Origin of the sequence: Pseudomonas sp. G.S.17, assembly GCF_038096165.1 — a bacterium.
Classification (GTDB): domain Bacteria; phylum Pseudomonadota; class Gammaproteobacteria; order Pseudomonadales; family Pseudomonadaceae; genus Aquipseudomonas.
Map to the genome: position 1 here is coordinate 360,133 of NZ_CP151076.1, position 23,919 is coordinate 384,051.

General features: G+C 55.7%; 29 protein-coding genes. 16 read left to right on the forward strand and 13 right to left on the reverse strand.

From position 1 onward, the window contains the following. Positions 1-427 precede the first annotated feature (427 nt). From AABC73_RS01595 to AABC73_RS01605, 3 genes are all read left to right on the forward strand, one after another. Complete coding sequence (locus tag AABC73_RS01595; protein ID WP_065835267.1) at positions 428-1,072, forward strand: hydrolase; 645 nt, start codon at positions 428-430, stop codon at positions 1,070-1,072. Positions 1,073-1,425: 353 nt separating this feature from the next. Continuing rightward, positions 1,426-2,280 carry a CAP domain-containing protein gene (locus tag AABC73_RS01600; RefSeq protein WP_341522170.1) on the forward strand — a complete coding sequence of 285 codons (855 nt, stop codon included), beginning with the start codon at positions 1,426-1,428 and terminating at the stop codon, positions 2,278-2,280. Between the two features lie 43 nt (positions 2,281-2,323). Then, entirely contained in the window at positions 2,324-2,695 is a 372-nt protein-coding gene (locus AABC73_RS01605; RefSeq protein ID WP_331149016.1) for a PH domain-containing protein, read from the forward strand. An 18-nt stretch (positions 2,696-2,713) separates the two neighbouring features. Here AABC73_RS01605 and AABC73_RS01610 read toward each other — a convergent pair whose 3' ends face one another. The 7 genes from AABC73_RS01610 to AABC73_RS01640 form a co-directional block, all read right to left on the reverse strand. Then, positions 2,714-3,100, reverse strand: coding sequence for an ester cyclase (locus tag AABC73_RS01610; RefSeq protein WP_341522171.1), 387 nt, complete (start codon positions 3,098-3,100; stop codon positions 2,714-2,716). Between the two features lie 150 nt (positions 3,101-3,250). Beyond that, entirely contained in the window at positions 3,251-3,538 is a 288-nt protein-coding gene (locus tag AABC73_RS01615) for a hypothetical protein (protein WP_341522172.1), read from the reverse strand. A 379-nt stretch (positions 3,539-3,917) separates the two neighbouring features. Continuing rightward, positions 3,918-4,178, reverse strand: a complete 261-nt coding sequence (locus AABC73_RS01620) for a hypothetical protein (RefSeq protein ID WP_341522173.1) — start codon at positions 4,176-4,178, stop codon at positions 3,918-3,920. 411 nt (positions 4,179-4,589) lie between these two features. Further along, positions 4,590-6,962 (reverse strand): DEAD/DEAH box helicase family protein, encoded by a 2,373-nt coding sequence (locus AABC73_RS01625; protein WP_341522174.1) that lies wholly within the window; start codon positions 6,960-6,962, stop codon positions 4,590-4,592. Between the two features lie 196 nt (positions 6,963-7,158). After that, positions 7,159-7,434, reverse strand: a complete 276-nt coding sequence (locus AABC73_RS01630) for a hypothetical protein (RefSeq protein WP_080932528.1) — start codon at positions 7,432-7,434, stop codon at positions 7,159-7,161. Then, positions 7,431-8,411: an integrase domain-containing protein gene (locus tag AABC73_RS01635; protein WP_320401901.1), complete on the reverse strand. Its 981-nt coding sequence runs from the start codon at positions 8,409-8,411 to the stop codon at positions 7,431-7,433. The genes AABC73_RS01630 and AABC73_RS01635 overlap by 4 nt, the downstream gene beginning before the upstream one ends. Before the next feature lie 913 nt (positions 8,412-9,324). After that, complete coding sequence (locus AABC73_RS01640) at positions 9,325-10,647, reverse strand: integrase arm-type DNA-binding domain-containing protein (RefSeq protein ID WP_341522175.1); 1,323 nt, start codon at positions 10,645-10,647, stop codon at positions 9,325-9,327. 456 nt (positions 10,648-11,103) lie between these two features. On the opposite strand from AABC73_RS01640, the gene AABC73_RS01645 reads away from it, so the two are divergent. Both AABC73_RS01645 and AABC73_RS01650 read left to right on the forward strand, forming a co-directional pair. Beyond that, positions 11,104-11,910 (forward strand): TIGR04255 family protein, encoded by an 807-nt coding sequence (locus AABC73_RS01645; RefSeq protein ID WP_341522176.1) that lies wholly within the window; start codon positions 11,104-11,106, stop codon positions 11,908-11,910. A gap of 249 nt (positions 11,911-12,159) precedes the next feature. Further along, the gene (locus tag AABC73_RS01650) at positions 12,160-12,543 is read left to right on the forward strand and encodes a hypothetical protein (protein WP_341522177.1); all 384 of its coding nucleotides are present in this window, start codon (positions 12,160-12,162) and stop codon (positions 12,541-12,543) included. A 497-nt stretch (positions 12,544-13,040) separates the two neighbouring features. Here the strand turns inward: AABC73_RS01650 and AABC73_RS01655 are convergent, their stop codons facing one another. From AABC73_RS01655 to AABC73_RS01680, 6 genes are all read right to left on the reverse strand, one after another. After that, positions 13,041-14,189, reverse strand: coding sequence for an integrase (locus tag AABC73_RS01655; RefSeq protein WP_341522178.1), 1,149 nt, complete (start codon positions 14,187-14,189; stop codon positions 13,041-13,043). Then, positions 14,186-14,392: a DUF4224 domain-containing protein gene (locus tag AABC73_RS01660; RefSeq protein WP_341522179.1), complete on the reverse strand. Its 207-nt coding sequence runs from the start codon at positions 14,390-14,392 to the stop codon at positions 14,186-14,188. The genes AABC73_RS01655 and AABC73_RS01660 overlap by 4 nt, the downstream gene beginning before the upstream one ends. Positions 14,393-14,499: 107 nt before the next feature. Further along, positions 14,500-14,703, reverse strand: coding sequence for a hypothetical protein (locus tag AABC73_RS01665; protein WP_341522180.1), 204 nt, complete (start codon positions 14,701-14,703; stop codon positions 14,500-14,502). Further along, a complete protein-coding gene (locus AABC73_RS01670) occupies positions 14,694-15,368 on the reverse strand; it encodes a hypothetical protein (protein WP_341522181.1) in 675 nt (224 codons plus the stop codon). The genes AABC73_RS01665 and AABC73_RS01670 overlap by 10 nt, the downstream gene beginning before the upstream one ends. 135 nt (positions 15,369-15,503) lie before the next feature. Next, entirely contained in the window at positions 15,504-15,803 is a 300-nt protein-coding gene (locus AABC73_RS01675; RefSeq protein ID WP_341522182.1) for a LuxR C-terminal-related transcriptional regulator, read from the reverse strand. Between the two features lie 164 nt (positions 15,804-15,967). Beyond that, positions 15,968-16,747 carry a helix-turn-helix transcriptional regulator gene (locus tag AABC73_RS01680; RefSeq protein ID WP_341522183.1) on the reverse strand — a complete coding sequence of 260 codons (780 nt, stop codon included), beginning with the start codon at positions 16,745-16,747 and terminating at the stop codon, positions 15,968-15,970. 86 nt (positions 16,748-16,833) lie between these two features. Here AABC73_RS01680 and AABC73_RS01685 point away from each other — a divergent pair, with 86 nt between their 5' ends. The 11 genes from AABC73_RS01685 to AABC73_RS01735 all read left to right on the forward strand — a co-directional run bounded on the left by AABC73_RS01685 (position 16,834) and on the right by AABC73_RS01735 (position 23,438). Continuing rightward, complete coding sequence (locus AABC73_RS01685) at positions 16,834-17,130, forward strand: Cro/CI family transcriptional regulator (protein WP_341522184.1); 297 nt, start codon at positions 16,834-16,836, stop codon at positions 17,128-17,130. 511 nt (positions 17,131-17,641) lie between these two features. Beyond that, on the forward strand, positions 17,642-17,971 hold the full coding sequence (locus tag AABC73_RS01690; protein WP_341522185.1) for a hypothetical protein: 330 nt from the start codon (positions 17,642-17,644) through the stop codon (positions 17,969-17,971). Further along, the gene (locus AABC73_RS01695) at positions 17,968-18,279 is read left to right on the forward strand and encodes a hypothetical protein (protein WP_341522186.1); all 312 of its coding nucleotides are present in this window, start codon (positions 17,968-17,970) and stop codon (positions 18,277-18,279) included. Before AABC73_RS01690 ends, AABC73_RS01695 begins: the two co-directional genes overlap by 4 nt. Before the next feature lie 2 nt (positions 18,280-18,281). Then, positions 18,282-19,037 carry a Bro-N domain-containing protein gene (locus AABC73_RS01700; protein ID WP_341524158.1) on the forward strand — a complete coding sequence of 252 codons (756 nt, stop codon included), beginning with the start codon at positions 18,282-18,284 and terminating at the stop codon, positions 19,035-19,037. Next, the gene (locus tag AABC73_RS01705; protein WP_341522187.1) at positions 19,034-19,642 is read left to right on the forward strand and encodes a hypothetical protein; all 609 of its coding nucleotides are present in this window, start codon (positions 19,034-19,036) and stop codon (positions 19,640-19,642) included. The genes AABC73_RS01700 and AABC73_RS01705 overlap by 4 nt, the downstream gene beginning before the upstream one ends. Then, positions 19,639-19,875: a hypothetical protein gene (locus AABC73_RS01710; RefSeq protein WP_341522188.1), complete on the forward strand. Its 237-nt coding sequence runs from the start codon at positions 19,639-19,641 to the stop codon at positions 19,873-19,875. Before AABC73_RS01705 ends, AABC73_RS01710 begins: the two co-directional genes overlap by 4 nt. Further along, positions 19,872-20,597: a helix-turn-helix domain-containing protein gene (locus AABC73_RS01715; RefSeq protein WP_341522189.1), complete on the forward strand. Its 726-nt coding sequence runs from the start codon at positions 19,872-19,874 to the stop codon at positions 20,595-20,597. Before AABC73_RS01710 ends, AABC73_RS01715 begins: the two co-directional genes overlap by 4 nt. Beyond that, on the forward strand, positions 20,581-21,384 hold the full coding sequence (locus AABC73_RS01720; RefSeq protein ID WP_341522190.1) for an ATP-binding protein: 804 nt from the start codon (positions 20,581-20,583) through the stop codon (positions 21,382-21,384). Before AABC73_RS01715 ends, AABC73_RS01720 begins: the two co-directional genes overlap by 17 nt. After that, positions 21,381-22,778 (forward strand): DnaB-like helicase C-terminal domain-containing protein, encoded by a 1,398-nt coding sequence (locus AABC73_RS01725; RefSeq protein WP_341522191.1) that lies wholly within the window; start codon positions 21,381-21,383, stop codon positions 22,776-22,778. Before AABC73_RS01720 ends, AABC73_RS01725 begins: the two co-directional genes overlap by 4 nt. Next, positions 22,771-23,055 carry a hypothetical protein gene (locus tag AABC73_RS01730; RefSeq protein WP_341522192.1) on the forward strand — a complete coding sequence of 95 codons (285 nt, stop codon included), beginning with the start codon at positions 22,771-22,773 and terminating at the stop codon, positions 23,053-23,055. Before AABC73_RS01725 ends, AABC73_RS01730 begins: the two co-directional genes overlap by 8 nt. Then, on the forward strand, positions 23,052-23,438 hold the full coding sequence (locus tag AABC73_RS01735) for an antiterminator Q family protein (RefSeq protein ID WP_341522193.1): 387 nt from the start codon (positions 23,052-23,054) through the stop codon (positions 23,436-23,438). The genes AABC73_RS01730 and AABC73_RS01735 overlap by 4 nt, the downstream gene beginning before the upstream one ends. The last annotated feature ends 481 nt before the right edge of the window (positions 23,439-23,919 follow it).

Genomic DNA, 23,919 nt, shown 5'->3' on the forward strand with positions numbered 1-23,919 from the left:
AGGATGCCCCATGTGGACTTCAAACAGGGCATTTTTGCTGATTCTTTAGACGCTTGAAGTGAGGGTCACACGTCACAGCGAGGTGAAGTATAAGTAGCACTTGGCCGTTATCCAATCTTCACCAGACCTGTGCCGAATTCATTTAGCGCCTGAAACTGTCCTATCGGCCCGACTGTAAAGTTCTTCAGCCGGGATGATGAACGGTGAAGCCACGCACCCACTAAGAAGCCACTTCACGCGTCCCACGTTGCATTTAACAGGTTTTAAATATTGTCCCTAAAATAGAAACAATGAATCCGGGTTTTGGGTAATTGTCTCGATTAGGTGCTGGCGGTATCTTTGTTCCAACGCCGCAGAACACAGCCAAACGCTGAAGCGCGGCAACCGAACTCAGCTACTCAATCTAACGTTTAAAGGGAATAAAACCATGTCGATCCGCGAACTGCTCAACCCAACCAACTCCGCCCTGATCCTCATCGACCACCAGCCGCAAATGGCTTTCGGCGTCCAGTCGATTGACCGCCAGACCCTGAAAAACAACACCGTTGGCCTGGCCAAGGCCGCCAAACTGTTCAACGTGCCGACCATCCTCACCTCGGTTGAAACCAAAAGCTTCAGCGGCTACATCTGGCCAGAACTGCTCGGCGTGTTCCCGGATCAACAGCCCATCGAACGTACTTCCATGAACTCCTGGGAAGACAAGAAACTGGTCGAAGCGGTCAAAGCCACCGGCCGCAAAAAACTGATCATCGCCGCGCTGTGGACGGAAGTCTGCCTGACCTTCCCGGCCCTGGAAGCCATGGAAGAAGGCTACGAGGTGTACATCGTCACCGACGCCTCCGGCGGCACCACCAAAGAAGCCCACGACATGTCCGTGCAGCGCATGATCCAGGCTGGCGCAGTACCGGTTACCTGGCAACAAGTGCTGCTCGAATACCAACGTGACTGGGCGCACAAAGAAACATACGAAGCGGTCATGGAGTTGGTCCTGGAACACAGCGGCGCATACGGCATGGGCGTCGACTACGCCTACACCATGGTCCACGGCGCGCCGCAGCGTAAGGTCGTCTGATCCACTAAACGCCTGACCGAATCGCCCCCGAACTGGGGGCGTTTTGCGTTCGGTGGGAGCCGAGCTTGCTCGCGAAGACATTGGCTCAGACACTGGATAATTACCGGCTGTAACTGCCCTTTCGCGAGCAAGCTCGCGTCCCTCGCAGTGCACGCTAAATCTGTAGGAGCGAATTCATTCGCGAGAAATTCCCGAGGCGCAGTAGTTTCCAAACCATCCGCACCGCTTCAACAACCCCCTCAATAATCCCCCGCCCGTCGTGCAACTTGTGCCAAAAACCACAGTCATACGCCCGCCATAATTCACCCGCTCACGAATCATCTTCCTCGCCGTCCCATCAGAGCTGCCGCCCCATGCGCCCAACCGCTCGTTCTTATCTCCTGCTCTGCCTGATTCCCCTGTTCGCGCTTTTCACTGGCTCAGCCCAGGCCGGTGGAGAAGGGCAGCTCGCCCAAGCCATCAACGACTACCGCGCCCAACCCTCGCGCTGCGCCAGCAACACATCCCGCGCCCTGTCGCCGTTGGCGCTGAAGTCGAAACTCGCACTGCCCATCGGCTTCGGCGGCGATCTGCGCGAGACACTCAAAGCGTCCGGCTATCGAGCGGTGTCGGTGCGAACCATCCGTTTGGTCGGCGCGCCTGATGCAGACGCCGCCTTCGACATGCTCCAGCGCCGCTATTGCGCGGCGCTGCTCGACACCGATTTCGCCGACATCGGCATCACCCGCGCCGCGAACGAATGGCGCGTGGTGCTGGCCAAACCTCTGCTCGATGGTCGCCTGGAAGACAAACAAACCGCCGGCAAAACCTTGCTCGCCCAGGTCAACGCCGCCCGCGCTCAACCGCGCATGTGTGGCCGCAAACCCTACGCCGCCGCCCGCCCGCTGGCGTGGAACGCTGCACTGGAAACCGCCGCGCAACAACACAGCCTGGCCATGGCCAATGAAAGCTACTTCGCTCACATCGATCCCAACGGCGACCTGCCCGAAGACCGCGCCCGAGCCGCTGGCTACGGCGGTCGTCAAGTTGGCGAAAACATCGCCAGCGGCCAAGGTTCGGCAACCACCGCGATGCAAGGCTGGCTCGCCAGCCCCGGCCACTGCGCCAACCTCATGAACCCGATGTTCACCCAGGTCGGCGCGGCTTACGGCACCAACGCCCGCAGCCATGCCGGGGTTTACTGGACGATGGTATTCGGCGCGCCTTGATGGGTATGCTCGGCGCAGGATTTTCATAAGCGAGGACGGACCAATGCTGGATTTCAACAACAAGGGCTTTTTCAAACTCAAACAAAACAGCGAATACGCCGAGCGCGTCCAGTCGCTGCTGCTGGAAGACGAAGAAGTCATCGACGCCTACAAATCCATGCGCGACGGCGTGGTGTTCACCAACAAACGCATCATCTCGGTCAACGTGCAGGGCATCACCGGCAGCAAAAAAGACTTCACCTCGTTGCCGTACAAAAACATCGTCGCCTACTCCATAGAAACCTCCGGAACCTTCGACCTCGACTCCGAACTGGAAATCTACTTCTCGTCCCTGGGCAAAGTGAAATTCGAATTCACCGGCAGAACCTCGATTGTCGAAATCTCCAAACACATCTCCCGCTACCTGCTGGACTGACCGCCCGCTGTCGAAGCTCTACAGCTGAGCCTCGATAGCCGCTATATCGACCACCGACCAGACCCGCTCAATCTTCCCGTCGCGGAATTGATAGAAAACATTCTCGGTAAAGCGCACCCGCTTCCCGTTCACCGCCAGCCCAAGAAACTCACCCTTCGGGCTGCAATCGAAACCGAGGCGGGCAGCAATATGGTTGGCGTCAGCCACGAGCAACAGAATGTTGAACTGCAAATCCGGGATCTGCCGAAAGTCGTTTTCCAGCATCTCCCGATAACCCGAAAGCCCGAACGGCCGGTCGTTGTGAAACGCGTCTTCGTGAACGAAGTTACCGAGAGCGGGCCAGTTTTGGGTGTTCAGGCAGGCGATGTAGGCTTTATAGATGTCGGTGAGCGTTGAGGTGGTCATAGGCTGCCTCGAATTTGCGCGTAACTCGTTGGCGCGAGGCTTGCCCGCGAAAGCGTAAGATCAAACAACGCATTCGCGGCAGAAAGACCAATCTCGGGCGAGCCTCGCTTCACGAGGCCAGCACTTCAAGCCGCCGCAAGAAACCTGAATTTACGACGTTTTACTCTCCGCTTCCAATCCGGCAACCGCCGCTTCCACCAAAACCCGCGCCGCCTCAATCTGATGCATCACAGCTCGCGCGAGTGCCCGGAATTCCTTGGTGCTGTTGTCCGCAGATTCATAAGCGGTGGCGGCCGCGCAGGTGAGGTATTCCGAGGCGGTTATGAGGGCGTCTTCGACTTTTACGCCTGGCTTTGTGGTGAGCAGGCTCATGCCGATTTCGAATGGTTTGGTTTGTGGAGCTGTGTGTTCGGGTGGATGCGATGTGGATCTGAGCATGGTGACTCCTTGGATTAGTTGAGCCATCACTCATTGCGACTAAACAATGGGTGGCGGCTGAGCGCGGGTTAGTCGACCGGGGACCAAGCAAACCCAGCGCACCCGAAGGTGCCCCGTGCACAGCCGCCATAAATCGCCTGCCGATCTTGTGGATACGGTCATGAAGGCGGACAAGCTTGCTGGTAGATCAGGCGACTAAACCCGGCCGTTGATTTCAACGACAGGCAGGAAATTAGCCGCAGCGTCAGGCATCCACAAGCGTCGCAGAGGATATCCGCAAAATTCAGAATCGTCTTACAGAAGGCCGGATTTATTGCCGAAGGATGTTTCTTGATTGCGGGGATTTGGGGGTGGTTTTCTGATGTAGGGCATGGGCATCTCAGCTGTATTGTTGTTCATAAAGAGCAATGAGATGGCTGCGATTGGTGTCGTCGATTGGCCAAGGGGCATGAATCTCGACCAGGTCAAATTCCATTTGTCCAGATTTGGCTAGCTCAACGATTTCTTCGTCTGAAAGCTCTGCGTATTCGGGCCATTGGTCGATGAGTTCCCGCGCATTTGCTACGGTATTTTCCTCAGTCTCGCCAACGAAGAGCTCTTCGATTTGAGTCATCCCGTAGGTAATCATGTAGAAGCTCATTGGTTCTCCAGCGGTAACGGTCCAGTGGGTAGAAAGTAGTCATTTCCCTGTTCTGAAGCTCAGAATCAGGGCGCGGGTTACCTTTTACCGACAATTCCAGGTGGTTAGAAGCGTTGGCCTAAAGCGCGAAACATCTGGAAAACAAAAAAGGCCCACCTTTCGGTGAGCCTTTCTCGTTACTGCGTATGGTGCGGCACCAGGAGTCGAACGATCTAATAAGTTATTGAATTAGCTGATTAATACTTAAAGACCTGTGCAAGTCTACCTCTAAAACTACCTCAAGGTCCTCGTACGCCTGAGGATCTTGCTTGACGTGACTAACGGCGAAGGGCCGGAGTTGCCCCCACAGCGGCCGGCCATTCGTCTATGAGAGTTGGGCCGTTGATGTGTCAACTGTCAACCACGTTAGAGTTAGAGTAGGTCCATGGTGGCCATGGAATCAGCCATGCGGTAGCCCATCGCTTTGTAACCCGCCTGGCGCTTATGCCACATCCTCATCAGCGCGACATTACCCTCGTCAACGAAGTCGATCACTCGCACGTCGGCCTTATCGGCATGTGATCGATGCAACCGCCCCGCATATTGCTGAAGGATTCCCTTCCATGAGATGGGCATTGCCAGCACCAGCGTGTCCAACGGCGGATGATCGAAGCCTTCACCTACTAGTTTTCCTGTTGCCAACAGCACTCGTGGAGCATCAGGGGGAAGGGACTCAAGCTCATGCATACGGGAAATTCGCTGTTTCTTAGGCACTCGCCCATGAAGCGTGAAAAGGTTATGCACGCGCTGCTTCAATTCTAATTCAAGGGCATCCACATGTTCCGTCCGCTCCGTTAACACTAGAATTTTTCTACCCTCGTTGTACGCCAGCTCAATCTCCGAGACGATTCTGGCTGTCCGCTCAGAGTCGTCGGCTAGACGCCGAAAAACGTCCTGAATCCCAAAGCCGTCGGGGACCACTATTGGTTTGGGCAGCAATCGAGGCACGACAGATAGGTCATGGGGCGCACTCGCTGGTCGAGCAGCAGAATGTCGGATCGGTCCGCACTGCATGAAAATAATGAGCTGCTGCCCATCTCGGCGCACTGGGGTTGCTGTGAGTCCCAGTACGTACCGCGCGGTCGCGCTCCTCAGTAGTGCCTCGAATGACACTGCTGATAGGTGATGACACTCATCAACGATGATCTGGCCGTAATTTTTTACCTGATCGCTGATCTCGCCTTTTCGCGATAACGACTGCATTACGGCAATGTCGATGATGCCGGTAAGCTTCGCTTTTCCGCCCCCAAGAGTACCAACAACACCATTCCCGACTCCCAAGAACGCCTGCAAGCGCTCTTGCCACTGCCTTAACAGTTCCGTCCGATGCACAAGCACCAACGTGTTAATGCCTCGTGCGGCAATCAACGCAGCAGCACTCACCGTTTTACCGAAAGCTGTCGGTGCACAGAGGATACCGATGTCATGACTTAGCATTGCGCTGACAGCAGCCTCTTGGTCAGAACGCAGGGTCCCGAGAAAGGTCACGTCGATGGGGTCGCCCGCGAAGCGTTCGTCTTTAAGAATAGGGGTAACCCCGTTTTCCTCTAAAAACTCCAGCGCAGCATCCAAACAGCCACGTGGTAACGCAATATGTTTGGGGAAGTTCTGGGCACAGCCGATAATCCTTGGCTTGTTCCACACTGACATGCGCATGGCCTGAGCTTTGTAGAACTCAGGATTTTGAAAGGCAGCGAGCCGGACAAGCTGGTTTGCCAATGGCTGTGGCAATTCCGACTTTTCAAAGTAAATTAAATTAGCCAGCGTGATGTTGACAGCAGCAGGCAACGGGCATGTCAATTTACGTGATCTCGATTCACGATCTTTCCAAGGTTCTGCATCACCTTCGTCATCGACATAGGCGACCCCTAGAGGGTCCCGATTACCCATCGCCTGGATAATAACGGGCTGGATATCTTCTGGACTCATGCGCTGAATCGATGCCAGGAAGGCCCATTGATCAGGATGAGGCTCAAGCGAGTCGTCTACAAAAACGCTATTGTTTTGGGCCCTGGCCCGCTTTTGTAACGGGAGCGCGATGAGATTTCCAAAGCCGCCTTTGGGCATGTAGTCCTGGTTTGGAAACAGTCGATCATAGGAGCTGAGCGCCAACTGCCGGGTGCGCTCACAGGCATGACTGATGATTGCGGCACCGAGGCGGCGCGCATCGCAGGCAGGAACATTACGCTCAAAGAAAATCCAGCCATGAGCCCCTTGGCCTGAGCGCGATATTTCCAGCGCCACCGGGACGTTCAGCTCATGGCATGACTGCACAAAAGCCTTGGAATCATCACGCCATTCGGCCTCATCGAAGTCGACCGCCAAAAAATAACAAGTGTCATCAGAGAGTAGGGGGTAGATACCAACGACCACTTCGCCCGCCAGATGGCGATAGACCACCTCATCGGTCAGCGGAAGCAGCTGGCGGTTACCGCAGTCGCCACATTTAATTCGTGGCTTCTCACAAACGCCAGGCCTCCATTCGTTTGCGCAAGCGGGTGCGTATCCTGATTTGCCTGCCTTGCTTTCCCAGCGGATGGGATAAACGTCCGTCCTACCACGAAACAAGCTTCGGAATAGGGCAAGCTTTCCATCAGTATCGAGTTGCTGTGATTGTTCTGCTTGGACAATCGCTATCTTGACTGGCTCAGCAGGCGGGCGCCATTCGATGCCATGAGCATCCAGCAAGGCAACCAATCTTGCATTCTCAGCCCTTAGCTTCGCCACCAGACTAGTGTCTATCACCGCCTTCAGCCTCTACGTCTCAGGTGAAGCCTGTAGCCTCGAGCTACAACCCTCAGTCCATCAGTAAAACATAGAGGTTATCAAACAACAGAGGTTAGGTTCAGGGGCTCAAGAGGCCCGCCCTAATCCCAATCAAATCGTTGGCTGGCTCAATCTGCCAGTTAGGGATACAGAGCGCGCGGTTGCTGGCATTTGGCTAACGTTGAAAATTCCAGGATTTTCCTAGGCGCAGAGTGATCAGGCTTGTGGTCAGCAGGTAGTAGTAGCGCGTCGATTTCGAGTTTGAGTTCATGTGGTGGTTCAAAAACCAAACGAGATGCTTTCTTTGCCATGTCCATGGATTATCTCGGTTCCAGCGTTCAGAAATGGCTGCTTGAATAGTCTTGGCCTGGCGGATGTGACGTTCGCGTGTGGCATGTGCTCCAGTCAGTGCCCCAGCCAAGAAGATCTCCATATCGAATGGTTTATTCATACCCGACCACCGATGTACGCCGATACCACGTCGATTCGACCGTGTCCCAGCTCATAGCTGATTTGTAAGCGTGCCTCTCGATCAAGGCGTGGATCGAGGCGCCTGCACCTGCCACCGTTGATGGGCGCTAGGTGATGGGTGATCTGCTCATAGCGTTCGCATGCATAAGCCGCGCGCAATTCGTGGAAGCCTTTGAGGTTGTGCTGATGGAGGATGCTCCGTGCGGGGCGGACGATTCCCTGTTGGAAATCAAGGTAGCTTTCGTTCGGAGCAAGCAGGTTGCGGCTACCGTCGGGCGAGGCCTGTTCGGCAAACCTCAGTGCGTCACGAACATGATCATCTACCGTAATCCAACGAGGTCCCGATGCACCTGAGCGGCCACCTTTGGTGCCATCCTGGATGTTAACTCTGCCAAGTTGCTCTGTTTCACGTTGCAATCGAGGCAGGTCGGCCAAAATGGCCTCGCGCATACGCATGCCGGTGGCTCGCGCCAACTGCGCGATGGCCGCGGCGCGCGGCATTTGGTGTTCGCAGAGCACGTCGACGATCCGCTTCACGTGTTCGGGGTCTTGGCCTTGTGGCTGCGAGCGACGAACACTGGTGCGCCGCATTCCCAGCGCCTTGCTAGGGCTAGGCACTTTCACATACTGATCACCGCGAAGCGCCGCCATGGTTCGGTTCACGCTGGACAATCGGTTTTGCGCGGTGGCGATGCAAATAGCGCCTTGTTCAACCTGGTGACGCAGATGTCCGGCATAGTTCAGCAACGTCTGTCGATCAATCTGCCGCGCATCGTTAAGCCCTGGCCCATCTTCCGACCGACACCACCGTACAAACGCCTGCCATCGATCACTGTGCGCTTTGACCGTGCCGTAATGCCCGCCGCCAAACAGGTCCCGCAATGCCTGCGGCCCGGCATAGCTCAGTTGCCGACCATAGCCAAAATTGCGTCCATCTCGCCTGCCCACCAATGCCATGATCGAACTCCTCTCGAAGCCAAAACTTTTAAAACTTTCCCCACGTCATCCCGCCAAGAATGTTGAGTGTTATCAGGGATCAAGGCCCCTGCGACCTGTGAGGGTTGTCCACTAACGCGGGACTGGCGGCTCTTTACGACCGGAAGCTTGGACATCTCATGATCTGGCCTCCTGAGCACTTCCGAAGAAGTGGGCGGGTGGAGGCTGCACTGGCTGACGAGACCAATGCCGCGAGATCCTGAGTCGGGTGAAGGCAGCGATGCGATGACCGGGGCGTGCCTGACTGTCAGTCAGGTGCAGTCCATTCCCTGGGTTGCGGCACCATCATCTGCATCGCTGTTGCTGGTGATCATTCGGTGTTTGTCACGCCGATTGTCACGAGGGGAAATGCCGCAATGCCTTGTACGAGGTGGGCTGCAGCAGTGGTAGGAGCGCCCGTCTCTTTCCGGGAGAAAGAGACGGGCACAGGTTGGCGCAAGGAAATGGCCAAGCGGATAGGTTGCTGCAGGGCAGCTACGAAGGGGTGTGAGTTGCCGCAGTGGGCACTCTGGTAAAAGTAGGCATCCATCACATCGCTGTGACCGTGCGAGCCGCCGGACGCTAATCGCACTTTGGGAGAGCCACCACGGTGTGGCGTAGCCTTAAAGGTTCTGGCTACCTGGGTTGCTGTCAACGACAGCGCTTTGCCCGATCTTTTCTACGCCTGTGGATAATTCGGGTCAAGGCTCGAATTTTCGGGAGTTCTGCGGCTGTGGATGAAATTATCCACCGGTGGAAATCAGTGGTTTTCCATAGACAGTTGTGTGGGCTTCAGATTTTTTAAGTGAGGTCCATCCAAGCAGGGCGGCTTTGCAGCCCTGTTTGGATGGACCCGCGTGGAGAAGCGGATCACTGAGATATAAAGACCGAGCGCTTACTCAGTTGCGCCACGTTTTGCTTTTAAGCGAGTGACGTTCGGTCCGGTCTGGTTCGCGAATTCGTGTGGAGTGACATGCTCCTGCCGGTTGGCCTCCAGGTACCGGCTCCACCAGTTCATGATCAGCCTGCGCTCCTCGATGAACTCGGCCTTGTGGATGTAAGCGGCGCGGACGTTGTTGCGTTCCTTGTGGCTCATCTGCCTTTCAATGGCGGTCTCGGACCACAGTCCGGACTCGATCAGTGCGCTGCAGGCCATTGAACGAAACCCATGCCCGCAGATATCGGTTTTGGTGTCGTATCCCATCGTCCGTAGCGCGTTGTTCACGGTATTTTCGGACATGGGTTTCCAGGGTTTGGCATCCCCTGCGAAGACCAATGCGAATTTGCCTGTGAGTGCATGGATTTTTTCGAGTAGCGCCACTGCTTGCGGCGATAAGGGTACTAAATGGATATCCCCAGCCATCTTCGTACCCCTTGTTGAAAAAGGTACTCCGTCCAACGCGGGTCGAGTGTCCGGTATCTCCCAGGTGCCGCGCTTGAGGTCGAACTCGCTCCAGCGGGCGAAGCGCAGTTCGCTGGAGCGGACGAACACATGCAGCGAGAGCATGACCGTCAGCCGGGTAAGTGCGCGGCCTCTGTAGGTGTCGATGCGCTCCTGCAATTCAGGCAGACGCGATAAGGGTAAAGCAGGGCGGTGAATCACCCTCGGGGCTTTGATCAAACCTTCAAGGTCGGAGGCAGGATTTGCCGCGATCTGTCGAGCACGTTTCGCCTCGCGCATGATGCTTTGCAGGTAGTTTTGTACCCTTAAAGCGACGTCAATCGTGCCGCGTTTCTGGATCGCTTCCAGAGGTTGCATCAGGTCATGGGTGTCCAGATCGACAATAGAGCGAGCGCCGATCAGCGGGAATACATGGGTTTTGAGGCGGCTCAGGACCGTCTTAGCATGGCCCGGTGCCCATTTGGCAGACATCGCTTTGTGCCATTCCAGTGCAGCGCTTTCAAAGGTTCGGCCTTTGATTGCGGCCTGCGTCTTGGCTTGATGTTTGGTCTCTATGGGGTCGATGCCTTTCGCCAGCATCCGCTTGACCTCTAGGCGCTTGTTGCGCGCATCGGCGAGGCCGACCACGGGGTAGCTGCCGAACGAGGTCAGTCCTTCGCGTCCATCAGGTTTGACATACCTGAGACGCCAGCCTTTACGGCCATTGGGTTGGACTAGAAGGTAGAGGCCGTCGCCGTCGAAAAGCTTGTAGGCGCGGTCAGTGGGCTTGGCTGAGCGGCAAGCCGAGTCGGAGAGTGGAGCAGTGGTGCGCGACATAAGGGTACTCCCCCTTTATCGAATTACCTTACCCCTAACATTACCCCTAAAACGGCTGGAATCCACCAGATTTTGACGTAACTCGACAGAACCCCAAAACGAAAAAACCCGCCAGAAGGCCGGTTTTTCGGGGGTTCCAGAGATTTTGAAAGCCTTCTCTGGAACCTTGTATGGTGCCGGCACCAGGAGTCGAACCCGGGACCTACTGATTACAAGTCAGCCCCTCGGGCCGTTGATTTTAAGGCGCATAGCAGGTTTGTTGTACGTGTGAGGTGCGCTGCAAGGCCGGTTTCAGTTGCAGGATAAGCTTTTATGTACGTGGACCTATGCAGGATTTCATACGTCGAGTATTCTCAAATTGGCTGTGGATAATGCTGTGGATAAGAACGAAAGGGATGTAGCGTAGGTCTGACGGATGTGGGAGAATTCGCTCCCCTTTTTTAGCTGAGTCCAGGGATGAAAGAGCGATTTGAATCTCCACCACTCGTGGAGCTCATTGCGGAAATACGGTGGATGGTTGAGGCCGGCGCGTCCTCCCATGTCCCGTTTTTCCACAATTCAGGGACCCATCCTTACGAAGAATTCTTCACTCGACTGTTGCCCCTGTTGGCTGACAGAGGGTATGGAGCTTCAGAGAGAATGGTTCCGGTCGGCTTCCCTTTAATTCATCAGCACCCTGTGATTCGCTATCAGAAAGGCGGAGCTTCAGTGTCTGGCCAGGACAAGAGCGCTTCTGCGCTGTTTCAGGCCGGGGTTGGGATTTTTACGGTTAATGCTGTACAGCCCTACAACAGCTGGGATCAGTTTAGACCTGTTGTTCAGATGGGCTTGGAAGCGCTGGTTACTGCCAAGCCTGATAGGGCTGGCGGCTTCACCGTTTCGCTACGCTATGTGGACGCTTTCAAAGAGGAACTGACCGAGGGCCGTACGCATCGGGAGTTTTTGGAAGAGGTTTTGGGGATCCAGATCATTGTTCCTGAAGCCTTGAGGTCTATATCCGTAGATGGTTCTACCGTGGTCCCTATGCTCCACCTAGTAACTCCGCTTGCGTTTGGCTTTTTGCAAATTCAGTTCGCTGAAGGCGAGTTGTCAGGCGAACGAGTTTATTTGATGGAGAACGTTGTGACGGTTACTGAGCCCTACGACGGAAATGTAGAGCGCATGATGCTAGCATTGGATGAGGCCCGGGCGGTCGTTCACAAGAGCTTTGTAGGAATGACACGTCCAATTCATAAAAAAATGAAATTGTCGGAGGGTCAATAAATGGCGACTCTTGCATCGGGGTTTAGCCCTCGGTACGCGACGTTCAGTTCGAGCAGCTCTCGCTTCTCCGAGACAGCTACTCCAAAATTCGACATTCAGGTGTTCATAGAGTGGGCGATGACGTGCGGGACCGATGTTTTTCGCATACTTCAAGATGTCATAGAACGGCTTGAGGCTGCATGCGTAGAAGCATCCTTTCGGCCGTCTTATAGATTGCCATCTCCATACATGACGCTAAGCCTCACAGAGATGCACGAGGATATCGCCAAGAAAAGCTACATCGAAAGCATCGGTTCTTCTTTGGGCGCAGAAGTGGCTGCTCGACTTCGAGCTTTGGCTGATACCGACGCTGGTTGGGATGGTAGCGACGCCGAGGCGATGTCTCTTGACTCGTTGTCATCCTTGGAGACGTTCTTCAGGACAGCGGGTCGCTTCTCCGACGATATCGGTTTTTTCCTTGGCTACGAGGGCGAAATATTGATCAACTGGGAGGACCGCACTGGGTCCCTTATTGATATGTCGTTTTTCGATGGCTATGCCGAAATTTCTTCGGACTTGGAAGATCGTCGGTTTGCGATTCATGACCCAGATCTTTACCACCGATTTGCCAATAAAAACTTAATACAGGCGTAGGTGGTTGTTTGACTGAAGGGATTTTTTCGAGCTCTAAGGAATTAGTTGCGCTCGACAGCTCAGAGGTTGTAGCCCGCGCGCTCTTTACCCCGCAATGGGATGAGAGAGTGCAGCGTGGTTCACCTGGCTGCTTCAAAAGAAACAATACTTCTGTGACCCGTCACAACGGGTTGACCTTCTCCGAGGTTCTCTCATACCTAAAATCCGATGTGGAGAAGCCAGGAACTCCCGTTGTGGTTCGGGCGGTGGGCATAATATCTGTGGGGGAAATCAAAGCTATCGGATTGGGTAATCCAGATCCCGTGTACTTTGAGGTGTTTGAGCAGGCAACAGATAGCAACCCAGCTCATGCAGAAATTTATCCCTTTTCCCAAGCGGTACGCGCACAGCCTAACAAGGAGGTCTCTAAGGGGCTTAGCCGTCAGATCTCCAATGCCCTAGATATAACAATAGTATCGCCGACCGGAGAGATCGAAGGGCGCAGCCCGCCCGCGTACTCAGTCAGATGACGGGTTAACCGTAGGCACACTCATATCATAGATATCCATCATTGATTCATCGCGGTGCCCAGATGCTTCCTGTTTGTCGGCCCGGGTGCCTACCGTGTCGGTAATACCCTTGCGCTTGAAGTCATGCAGGCCAAATCGCTGCTCTTCGGTCATAACACCTGCCTTGATCGCCTGAACGACAAGGCGCTGAAATGCTGTATCTAGCCCTGACTTCGATAGAGGCCGACCAGTGGCCGATACGATTAGCATCCGCTGATCGGCGCGCATTGGCACAGGCACTTTCTTTCTCGCCCATATCTCCGATCTAATAGCCTTCGCGGCGCTCCACGCGGCGCGTAAGCGCGGTGTCCATCGAACAATGTTGTCACGGCTGCCCTTGCGGCGGTTGGTCAGCACGCCTTTTTCAAGTTCATTCTCATCCGTAAGCGTAATCGTTTCGATACCGCGCAGACGGCACAGATACCCGATTTCCATCACGTACCAAAGATATGGCGAGCAGGCACCAGCCTGGCCGCGAGTCAGCTTGCCCTGCTGATGGGCATACTTGATTAGGTCGACCATGACTGTGGTATCTGGGAGCCTGCGCCGCTTCCGCTCTTTCGGTGCCTCGATCCCTTTCGCCGGGTTCACCTCAACAAATCCACGGTTACGTCCCCACTGCATCACTCGGCGCAAATAGCGCAGGGCGTGTGCCGCCTTTGATGGCGCGCCCTCCTGGGCGATCTTATCGATGATCCTTTGCACCAGCGCCGGCGTGAACTTCTTCACAGCCAAATCCCCCAGCGGTTTCTGCAGCTTAGTAGGGAAGGTGAGAAGTACGTCCCGCGAATAACTGTAATCGGCATGCGTGTTAGGGCTGAGCGCCTTGTATTGGGTGCTCTCGTGGAACTGCTCGCAGAGATACTTGAGGCTGTCACGGTCAATCCCGTTCATCTCCTCGATGATCCTGTGCAGCTGGGACAGCGTGACGTTCGCCCCGCAGAGATTCTTCCGCTGCCGCCTGCCAGCCTCATTGGTCGACAGCAGATACCAGCAACCCGCGCCGCGGTGGTCGAAGTACACGCCGCGAGGTAGAGCTGTCTGATCAATATGGCCAGGGATCTTCGGGCTGTACTGACGCTTAGGGCCGGGTTTCATATGATGTCTGCGTCGTAGTTGTCAGATTCGACAGGCTTGAGGCCGCCCGCCTGGTTGATCAGATCAAGCGTAGTCCACGGACCTTTGCGACCAATGAACATTCTGATGCCCTGGGAGCGCAATGCCCGCTCAACATCGGAGCGCCGGCTGTAGCCGGTAACACGCTGCAGGTCTTCGAACTCCAGCACTCTGGCCGCGCTCATGGATAGCCCTCGGATTTAATCCTGACTCGTCAGGTTTTAATGATCTTCAAATTTGACGCGTCAGTACGCGCCACGATTTCGTTATGCGGGTTTCGTGGCGCGCACGGTCAAGTAACGGCATCTGCATCCCCTGATTCGGCCACTGCGCGCAGCTTCAGCTGGATACCGCAACGGCTGGCCAAGGCAGTCAGTTGGCCCACCGTTGTCTCCGCGCTTTGAAGTGCCTGGCCAAACTGAATCAGCCGGTCGCCCAGCTTTTCCAGATCGTTGCGCAAAGTGATCCGGGGGCCGGCAGATTTATTTACGGACACGGCTGCGGCTCCATCAGATTTCCAGTAGTCAGCCCGAAGACTTCCGCATCCGTACCAAGCGCTTTCCGGCCGTAGGGGAGTTGAGCTATCAATGGTGCTGCAGCATTGAGCGTTGGGAGCTTGAAAATGATCGTCAGAAACGATGGCTCAGCTACTGCCGCTTTGACTCGGTCGTCGATGTGAACAGATGGGGCAACTACCGAGGATTCTGCGGTAGTTGTACTACCCGGGATTTGGGTAGCCAGCAGATCTGGCTCCAGCAGCTTTTCCAGCCGCTGCTTGAACGTAACCAGCACTCGGATGGCCTGGCCAGCAGCTTCGTCTGCTGTCGCTTCGTCGTCGCCGTCGTCCAAGGCTTGTTGCTTGATCGAATCGGCGACCTGAAGATAAAGCGTTGGGACGTGATCGATCACCCGGCGCAGGGCCGGCAGATGATCCTGGTCGTGCATAACAACCCCGCGCCGCATTGCTGATTCAGCCAGCACGATCTGATTTTCCAGGCGCTCGGCGTGCTCGAGTTTGTCGCCGGCGCTGAGCGAAGCAACAACGGCACCGGTGCGACCAATCAATACCGTCGAGCCAAGGCTGAGGAATGGGGCGACGTTGCCGATCTCTTCGCCTTCGCGAGGCTTCAGCACGACTGTGATTCGTTGGGATGTCTGCATGGGTTGCTCCTTATTTCAGGCAAGCCGATACCCGGCCGCGTTTTTGGCATTCGCAAAATGGACTTTGGTTATTGCGTCAGATCGAGTCTGAGCACTGGACTGCGCTACCGCTGAGAGCGCACGCCGCTGCTCAGATCATGCGATGAGAACGCCAGCGTGCTGATCAGTGTTTTCTTGCCCCTCAGGGTTAGGATTGGCCGTACAGGCAAAGCTAATCAGCCCGCGCTTGAACGCTTCGGCGACTAGAGCTGCGCGGCTGGATACGCCAAGCTTGAAGAATATGCGCTCGATAGTCTTCTTGGCTGTGCCGGGGGCGCACTCAAGTACTCGAGCGATTTCCTTGGTCGCGAGCCCTGTACATATTGCCAACGCAGCTCGTAACTCTTGCTCGGCCAAGACGCCCTTGGTGCCTTGTAGGTCTTTAAATTTGATCATTTCACTCACCCGCTTTCGGTCCATGTGCGTTGCTGATGAAAGGAATATAAGCACATTTATAGAAGTGAGCAACTAACTTTTTAGATATTTCTACTAGGAAGCTTTTTTTCCAAACTTCCGACACAAAAAAACCCGGCGAACCGGGCTTCGTGGTTATGAGGAAGCTAGTAAAATGAGGCTCCCCAGAAGACGCGGCCCATGATTCGGATCTGTGCCTCGTCCATTTCTCGTGACGAATATGACTCGTCAGGATGCTCGGCCGTGTTGTAGCTGCGCACCCTAATTCCTCCGCCAGGTAGCCGGTACAGCGACTTCACCCTGATCTGTCCGCCGTGGTTAAGCACATACATACGCCCGTCGACAACCTGGGTCTCGAGCATGTGCGCGACGACTGTGCTCCCATCCTGCAAAACCGGAGCCATTGAGTTACCGGATATCGCTACCGCAACAACGTGCTCCGGCTGCACATCTTGCTTCAGAAGAACCTCATCGTTCAGGTCGAGATGGAGATTCACGCTTATCTCTACTACCGTCCTGGAGGGGTCCGTCGGGTCGTCAAGCTCAACGAGATAGGGTATCTCCTTCGTGAGAAGCGTATTGGCCGATACGAATCGGCTCGCATTTCTCACTTCTTCAAGTCGTTCACGCAACGCATTGTTCAGGGCGGCATCATCCTCATGCTCTCCACGTAATATCTCATCAAGCTCGCTGCTCAGATATGTAGAGATATCTTCAGGGGAGAGCATTTCGCCTTCGCCTGACGCCAGCCAGATGCTGTTCACCCGACAGGCCCTTGCAATTTGAATCAGGTACGACGACCGCAGCGTTTTCCCAGATTCAAGCTGACTGATGGCTGTCTGCGCAATGCCTACAGTTTCGGCAAGTCCAGACTGGGTAAGGCCAGCGTTCTTGCGGGCCAATTTTATTCGTTCGGATAAGTTCATTCACTGATCCTATAAAATTGCTTATGGGGTTGCAAAGAAGTCTTCTTCTGTGCAGTCTATAAAAGGACTTATTTGGAGTTGAATTTGTGAGCGATCCTATCAGTGAGCTTGTTGCCCACTTCGGAAGCCAGACCGCGACAGCGAAAGCGCTGGGCGTGTCGCAGCCGACAGTTTCTTATTGGGTTTCTGGCCATCAAAAAATCAGCCCCGAGAAGGCATTGCGCGCTCAAATCGAATCCAACGGGGCGGTGTCGGCCTCAGATCTCTGCCCGCTGTTTGCCAGGGCCGAAGCTCTGCAAACCTTGAACAAATCTTCCGTCAAAAACAAACCTTGTGCATCTGGGCCTGATGGCTCTGTTCATCCATCCAGTGGTTTGCCTTAGGGGAACTGTATGGATTACCAGCCAATTTTATGGACTTACACAGTGGGTGGTAGGCGCGGATCATTCGCTGGTCGGTCTGCGTTCTGTGCGCAGACTATCGAGCATTGCCGTCAGCGAATAATCAAGACTCCGCAAATGCGGCTGAGAGTGAAAGCGGTGAGTTGGGATGCGTGTGCCCAGACCTCAGAGCATATTCTTTTTGTGCACCCGTGGCGCCAGGGCATGTCGTTCCAAAGCCTGTCGAAAAAATGTCGATTTGCCCTTGAAAGCCTGGACTCGCTCGTTAAGTTAATTCTTCCCACAAGCAGGAAAAGCGCCGATTGCGCTTTCAAGGAAGCGTGACATGGCGCTCAAGCCCTCCAATACCGATCCGCCATAGCGAGCCAGCGCAAAAAACTCTGTCGACTTACCCAAACGACAGACACAAAAAAGCCCAGCCTTAGCTGAGCAGTCAAGTCGCTACCTGTTACCAGCAGGAAGCGTGGGGTCACTTTGCTTAGAGAAAACCAAAATGAGTTCAAAAAATAACATCGCGGAACACGCTACGCAACAGCTACTGACAATCGAGACTGAATTTTTGGATACCCCAATCGCCAATAGGGGCGAGCAGGTTTTTCAAGTCGTAGCCGGAATCGCTTCCGAAGACGCACTTGAGACTGCCAAGATTCTTTCTTCGGGCCTACATCAGCTGTGCAACAACCTGCACGACACTATCAATATGGGCGATTTGGCGTACTGCGATGGTGTAAAGGCAATGGCATTTCTTGCTGAGACGGTTAGTGCGCTTATCTGGTCTGTTCAGAAAAGCCGGCGCTTAAACGCATCGGAGGTCAGTCAATGAGCGCCGTTAAAAAACAGTCCGTCAAGCCGCTAGCTGAAGTCGCTGAAGAAGCCAGCTTTCAACTCGGCGTCGCTCGGGACTATCTCAACTGGATCGGCGCAGTCGCCCGCGCTATGGCGCTCAATACGACCCACGGCAATGACAATTTTGAGCTGGTCACCTTGTGCCAGTTCTTGAGCGACACCGCTCTGCCTGGCATTGAGAGCTCGATTGGTGAGTTCGATGCCTTGATGCCTGGCAGCGACCAGTCCGCGCCACGAAATGGCGGTACCGAAAACGTGGCGCGCAATTCGGAGGCTGCTCAATGAACTTGATCCCTTTCAACTTCAAAGGCGCCAACATTCGCGTGATCACCGACGACCAAGGCGAGCCATGGTTTATCGCGAAGGACGTTGCGGAGCTACTTGAGTATGCGAACCCTCATGAAGCCGTGCGTACTCATTGTAAAGGGGTGAGGGAAACGCTCACCCCTTCAGCTGGCGGCGAGCAAATGACGAAAGTCATACCTGAGCGTGATGTTTACCGCCTAGTCATGCGCTCCCGCATGCCTGCGGCCGAAGCCTTCGAAGAATGGGTCGTCGGCGAGGTGCTACCCAGCATACGCAAAACTGGCGGTTACCAACGGCCGATGACCCAAGCCGAGATGATCGCTGCAAGTGCAAACATTCTCGTCAGCCTTGAGCGCCAACAGGCCCAGCACCAAGCGGACCTGGTGCGCGTCGAGCAGAAGGTCGAAAACATGGAACGTTTCCATGTGTGGGATCACCGACCATCTAACTGTTTGTCGCTGACCGGCGTTAAGGCTGCGATGAACAAGCTCTACGGCCTATCTGGTGCAGTAGTCGACTATGTGCTGAAGGACTGGCCACATCTTCCGAACCCTGCGGGGATGGTGCGCAACGGCCACGAGGAAGCTCTCGGCAGCCAGTACCTGGTTTGGTCTAAAACTGTGGTCACCACCGCCTTCAAGCGCTTCGTCAGCGAATCCACCATGGAAACCGCCACTCAGGCAACCCACCCATATTTTGAGGGCCGGTTTCGTCTGGTCGAGAAGGTGCCGTCATGAGTAAGACATCCAATCCGGTCCCAGCTCTGATGGCCGTGGAAATCATAGACGAGCCCCATTTCGAGAAGTTTGCCGATGCAGCGCTTTTGCTGAAGTGCTTCGAGGTGGTCAAAGACGCGCTCGACGTCATCAACGAACCCGAGTACTCGATTGAGAAGGAAGACGACACTCACGTCGACCTGATACGGGCGTACTACGCGCTGAAAGTGCTGTTCAAGCGCAAGACAGGGGCGGACGCCAGGGCGGTGTCCGATCAGCACTGGGATGCAATGCGGGCCGCTTTGCTGAGTGGTGAGCCGACTGAAGTTCCGGCTATTCCGACGCTAATCCCTCAAACCGAACTACTGACGCCGGTTCATTACGACCAATTCACCGACCTGACCTTGGCTTGCATGTCGTTCAACCTCGCGGACAAAGGTCAGACCGAATTGCTTGGCGCGGACCACAGGCTTTCCCCTGAAGACTTCCGCCGGGTAGTGGTGCCGCTGAGCAATTCCCTGACAGCCCTGCGGATGCTCGTCATCCGCATGTCGGGAGGAGCGATCAACGACCTGTCGGGAATCTTGGCTGGTATGTGCTGCCCTGAAGGGGAGACGCTGCAATGAGTCTTCGACCTCAAGATCTACCCCGTCAGAGCGCCAGGGCAGCCCAGGCTGCGCCCGTCATCGTCGGGCCGTGGCCAACCTACGCCGCGTTCAAAGACTTGCCGGAGCAAAAGCGCTGGCTCATGTACAGCGGCGCGAAGGCTCACCGTGAAATGCTGGAGCAGGCCGGGTTCGTCATGGCTGAAAACTATGACGACTTCGTTCGGCGCGTGACCGGGGAGCTCGACCTATGAGCATGGATTCGATGGTCAAGGCCATGAAAACCAAGGTCGGGAACCCGCTGCGCAAACTGGTGCTGATCAAGCTCGCCGATAACGCGAATGATCAGGGTGAGTGCTGGCCGTCCTACCAACACATTGCTGACCAGTGCGAGATCGGTCGTTCTACGGTGAAGGTGCATATCCGCGAGCTGGAAAAGGCCGGGTTTTTGCGTCGCGAGTACCGCCGAAAGGGAGAGCTGAATCAGTCCAACCTTTTCCACCTCTCCCTTGATGGTGGGGCAGCATCTGCCCTAGGGGGTGGGGCAGGAGATAACCCACCTGGGGCAGGAGATAACCCAGGGGGTGGGGCAGGAGCTGCCCCCAGAACCAGTCACTCTTCTGAACCAGTCATTGAACCTAAACCTTTGTGCAAGCCAGACGAGCTGGAAGGCTTTGATCAGTTCTGGAAGCTGTACCCGAAAAAGCGGTCACTCAAGGAAGCCAAAAAGGCCTGGGCGAAGCTGAAGCCGAGTTCAAATCTGCGCCAGACACTGATCACCGCTCTTGGCAAGCAGTGCTTGCAGGCGGATTGGACGAAGAACGGCGGTCAATACGTGCCACTGGCTTCGACCTGGCTCAACGGAGAGAAGTGGAACGATGAGGTTGGCCCTACTGGCACGCCTTCAAGCTTCCGCGATCTGCCGCAGCACACCGCCGACATGTACAAGGGGGCTGCTGATGAGCCACGTTTCTAACTTCATCCGCCAGCCGGCCGTCCAGATGGTCGCCGGTGAATGCCAAGAGCACGGAAAGGTCGAATTCGCTAACGTTGAGCAGTTCGACGGATCGGTAACCGTCCAAGGCTGCCGTCGGTGCTACTGGGCCGACCTGAACACCGCCCCGAGCGACAGCTGTGAGCACGCGTTGGCATTGGCTCGCCAGAAGGCCGAACGCCTCAACAGCGCGCTCGTAGGCTCGGGCATCACTCCCCGGTTTGCTGAATGCCGCTTCGACAATTACCGCACCAACGGCGGCGATTCCGAGATGGTTAAGGCGCTGGAAACTTGCCGGGCATACGCCCAAGGCTTCGAGGACCACTATCGCGACGGTCGCAACCTGTTGCTGTTGGGCAATCTCGGCACTGGGAAGACCCACCTTGCCGCCGCAATCGCCAAGCACCTCATAACCGAGCTGGCGGCGACAGCCTTGATCGTCTCTGCCGCCGAGATCATCCGAGTGTCGAAGGGCGTCATGACCAAAGGCGCGACGTACACCGAGCGCGATGTGATCGACGAGCTGGCGAGTGTTGACTTGCTGATCATCGACGAGGTCGGCGCCCAAGCGGGCACCGCCTACGAGCTGGGTGTCCTGCACGAAGTGATCGACCGGCGATATCAACTGATCAAGCCGTCGATGGTGATCTCGAATATGGACGCCAAAGGCCTCGGCCAGTACATCGGCGACCGTGCGCTGGATCGCCTACGCGAGAACCGTGCGCTGCTGGCCGGATTCACCTGGGCATCCGCAAGGGGGCGCGCATGATGATTTCACGCGAGATGTATTACCCCGAGTCGGAGCATGGCGTACTTGGCGCGATCATGATGGCATCGCTGAATCAGGATCAAAGTCTGGTTGACGACATTGTGGCCAGGCACACGTCGGCGGATTTCTACCATCCGGACAATGCGTCCTTGTTTGACGCGATCAAGGATTGCCTAGAAAGGGGGATGCCGGTCGACGCCGTGACTGTCGGAGCCATCCAGCGGACGCTGCCAAGCGGGCAGAGCACCATGGCCTACGCGGCAGAGATCAGCCACAAGGTGCCGTCGGTTGCCAACTGGAAGGCGTACTCGGCCCAAGTGAACGAATGGGCGGTAGTTCGCGCGATCATCAACGTCGGGCAAATCACCGCGCAGCGGGTTGAGGATGGCGAGCCGCTTGGTGATGTTATCGCCGCGTCTCAGCAATCCATGGCTGACCTGCGTGAACTACGGGCGCCGCGCACCGGTTATAAGCGCATGAGCGAGGTGGTTCCGGTCGTCCTCGATGGGATGGATGATCACGTCAACGACCGGTCACCGCCCAAGCTTTCCACGGGCTTGACCGAACTGGACAACCTGATTGGCTTCCTGCGCCCCAAGAGCATGGTGGTGATCGCTGGGCGGCCAGGGTCAGGCAAGACGATGCTTGGTTTGCAGATCATGCAGAGCGTTGCCGTCAACGGGAAAGGCGTGGGCCTGATCTACAGCCTGGAAATGGGCGAGGCCGAACTGACCACCCGCGCTATTGCGTCATTGGGTGGCGTGGATCTGCGCCGCATGGAGAACGCCAAAGAGCTAGGGGATGAAGAGTGGAGCCGTATCGGCATGGCTGTCGGCCAGATCCGTGACGCTGAGTTGTACCTCAACGACGAGCCAGGCATGACCATCGGACGCATCCGATCCGAGGCGCTTCAGTTCCAGCGCGAGAAGGGGCTGGACATCCTGATGGTCGATTATCTGGGCTTGATCGGCTCCGACCGCAAGGCGGCCAACCGGGCTGAATCCGTGGGGGCGATCTCTATCGCGCTGAAGAATCTTTCGAAGGAATTGAGTGTGCCGGTACTGGTGCTGGCCCAACTCAACCGGAACTCAACAGGGCGCGTAGGCAAGAAACCTCAGGCGAGCGACCTTCGCGACAGTGGGCAGGTGGAGCAGGACGCCGATCTGGTGCTGCTAGTTCACCACGACACAGAGAGCGATGCGGGTCAAAACGGCGTCTCCGAGCTGATCCTCGACAAGGGACGCCAGGCTCCGGCCGGTTCATGCCTCGTTCAGCGCCAAGGGCAGTTTGCACGCTTCGTCAACTTCGATGGTAACCGCCAGTTCAGTCAGGAGGTGGTCGAGATGGGCCGACCTTTCGCCGAGCGCGCCAAGGGGAGAAAACATCATGAGTAACGTCACTGCGGCATTGCCGCGTAAGAGCCTGACCGCAATCGAATGCAAGTTTCTGAAGCTGGGTAACCGGCAACTGCTGGAAAAGACCAACGGTCGGATTGGATCAGCGGCATTCATGGACATTGTTGCGGACTGGCACGGGTCACGTGCAACGATTGGCTTTGAGGAGTTCGCCAGACTCTGGATTGACGAGGGCAACGCCAAAAGCAAGATCGCTGAAAAGCTGCTGAAAGAACTCTTCGGCATGAACGAACCCACTCCGAGGAAAGCAGCATGAAGAAGCGAACGTACATCGACAAACCACTGGGCGACACTGAGTATCTGCTGGAGCAGTGGGGCTCATGGCGCATGTCGGGGATGGGTGTTCCCCGGTACGTTTCGCAACTCGGGGCGGTCATGGATCAGTTCAACCCGACGCCAAGCTCTCAAACGTACGTCATCACGGACGACGTGGCGCTGATCGTGGACGGCACGCTTGCCAGGCTGACCAAGCGCGAACAGCAGATGGGCGATTTCGTCTGGTATTACTTCGGGGCGAAGTGGCCAGCCAATCGTATTGCCAGGGCGAACAACATGTCTGAGCGCAAGGCCTGGGAGCTGATCAAGGCCGGCGTCGCCTGGATTGACGGGAATATGGATCGTTCTGCCAATGCCGCATAAATAAGTCTTTCCGTACAGATCAAGACCTGTTTTCATGGCACGGTGTTCACCTGTGCTAGCGCGACACGTAGACAGATGAAGAGAAGCCCGGCCATTGTGTCGGGCTTTTTTATTGGTGCTCTGCATGTAAGACTCGCCGCTCAATCTCAAAAGGGAAGTGAGCTATGCCAGGGCAAGTCGTTAAACTGGAAGGAGACGGGATGGGTTACCACCTGCAGTCGAAGGGGTGGACTGAAGCATATGTCGTCGTGCTCAACCTAGCGATAATAGGGAATCAGTTTCCAACTCAGGGCGAGGCGCAATCATTCGCCGACGCAATTCCGGCGAATTGGATACCTAACTCCTGTATATCGACAGAATTCCCACCGACCTCGTAGTCGATTTGATTTCATGGAAACCCCGCCCGATGCGGGGTTTTTCATTTCCGCGAACAGGAAACCCGGCAATATGTGAGCCGGATTTATTGATGGCGTTTTGGCGC

Excerpts from the sequence above, each read along its gene's own strand:
- AABC73_RS01595 (WP_065835267.1), top strand. The coding sequence starts at position 428 with ATGTCGATCCGCGAACTGCTCAACCCAACCAACTCCGCCCTGATCCTC.
- AABC73_RS01600 (WP_341522170.1), top strand. The coding sequence starts at position 1,426 with ATGCGCCCAACCGCTCGTTCTTATCTCCTGCTCTGCCTGATTCCCCTG.
- AABC73_RS01605 (WP_331149016.1), top strand. The coding sequence starts at position 2,324 with ATGCTGGATTTCAACAACAAGGGCTTTTTCAAACTCAAACAAAACAGC.
- AABC73_RS01610 (WP_341522171.1), bottom strand. The coding sequence starts at position 3,100 with ATGACCACCTCAACGCTCACCGACATCTATAAAGCCTACATCGCCTGC.
- AABC73_RS01615 (WP_341522172.1), bottom strand. The coding sequence starts at position 3,538 with ATGCTCAGATCCACATCGCATCCACCCGAACACACAGCTCCACAAACC.
- AABC73_RS01620 (WP_341522173.1), bottom strand. The coding sequence starts at position 4,178 with ATGAGCTTCTACATGATTACCTACGGGATGACTCAAATCGAAGAGCTC.
- AABC73_RS01630 (WP_080932528.1), bottom strand. The coding sequence starts at position 7,434 with ATGAATAAACCATTCGATATGGAGATCTTCTTGGCTGGGGCACTGACT.
- AABC73_RS01635 (WP_320401901.1), bottom strand. The coding sequence starts at position 8,411 with ATGGCATTGGTGGGCAGGCGAGATGGACGCAATTTTGGCTATGGTCGG.
- AABC73_RS01640 (WP_341522175.1), bottom strand. The coding sequence starts at position 10,647 with ATGTCGCGCACCACTGCTCCACTCTCCGACTCGGCTTGCCGCTCAGCC.
- AABC73_RS01645 (WP_341522176.1), top strand. The coding sequence starts at position 11,104 with ATGAAAGAGCGATTTGAATCTCCACCACTCGTGGAGCTCATTGCGGAA.
- AABC73_RS01650 (WP_341522177.1), top strand. The coding sequence starts at position 12,160 with ATGCACGAGGATATCGCCAAGAAAAGCTACATCGAAAGCATCGGTTCT.
- AABC73_RS01655 (WP_341522178.1), bottom strand. The coding sequence starts at position 14,189 with ATGAAACCCGGCCCTAAGCGTCAGTACAGCCCGAAGATCCCTGGCCAT.
- AABC73_RS01660 (WP_341522179.1), bottom strand. The coding sequence starts at position 14,392 with ATGAGCGCGGCCAGAGTGCTGGAGTTCGAAGACCTGCAGCGTGTTACC.
- AABC73_RS01670 (WP_341522181.1), bottom strand. The coding sequence starts at position 15,368 with ATGCAGACATCCCAACGAATCACAGTCGTGCTGAAGCCTCGCGAAGGC.
- AABC73_RS01675 (WP_341522182.1), bottom strand. The coding sequence starts at position 15,803 with ATGATCAAATTTAAAGACCTACAAGGCACCAAGGGCGTCTTGGCCGAG.
- AABC73_RS01680 (WP_341522183.1), bottom strand. The coding sequence starts at position 16,747 with ATGAACTTATCCGAACGAATAAAATTGGCCCGCAAGAACGCTGGCCTT.
- AABC73_RS01690 (WP_341522185.1), top strand. The coding sequence starts at position 17,642 with ATGAGTTCAAAAAATAACATCGCGGAACACGCTACGCAACAGCTACTG.
- AABC73_RS01695 (WP_341522186.1), top strand. The coding sequence starts at position 17,968 with ATGAGCGCCGTTAAAAAACAGTCCGTCAAGCCGCTAGCTGAAGTCGCT.
- AABC73_RS01705 (WP_341522187.1), top strand. The coding sequence starts at position 19,034 with ATGAGTAAGACATCCAATCCGGTCCCAGCTCTGATGGCCGTGGAAATC.
- AABC73_RS01710 (WP_341522188.1), top strand. The coding sequence starts at position 19,639 with ATGAGTCTTCGACCTCAAGATCTACCCCGTCAGAGCGCCAGGGCAGCC.
- AABC73_RS01715 (WP_341522189.1), top strand. The coding sequence starts at position 19,872 with ATGAGCATGGATTCGATGGTCAAGGCCATGAAAACCAAGGTCGGGAAC.
- AABC73_RS01720 (WP_341522190.1), top strand. The coding sequence starts at position 20,581 with ATGAGCCACGTTTCTAACTTCATCCGCCAGCCGGCCGTCCAGATGGTC.
- AABC73_RS01725 (WP_341522191.1), top strand. The coding sequence starts at position 21,381 with ATGATGATTTCACGCGAGATGTATTACCCCGAGTCGGAGCATGGCGTA.
- AABC73_RS01730 (WP_341522192.1), top strand. The coding sequence starts at position 22,771 with ATGAGTAACGTCACTGCGGCATTGCCGCGTAAGAGCCTGACCGCAATC.
- AABC73_RS01735 (WP_341522193.1), top strand. The coding sequence starts at position 23,052 with ATGAAGAAGCGAACGTACATCGACAAACCACTGGGCGACACTGAGTAT.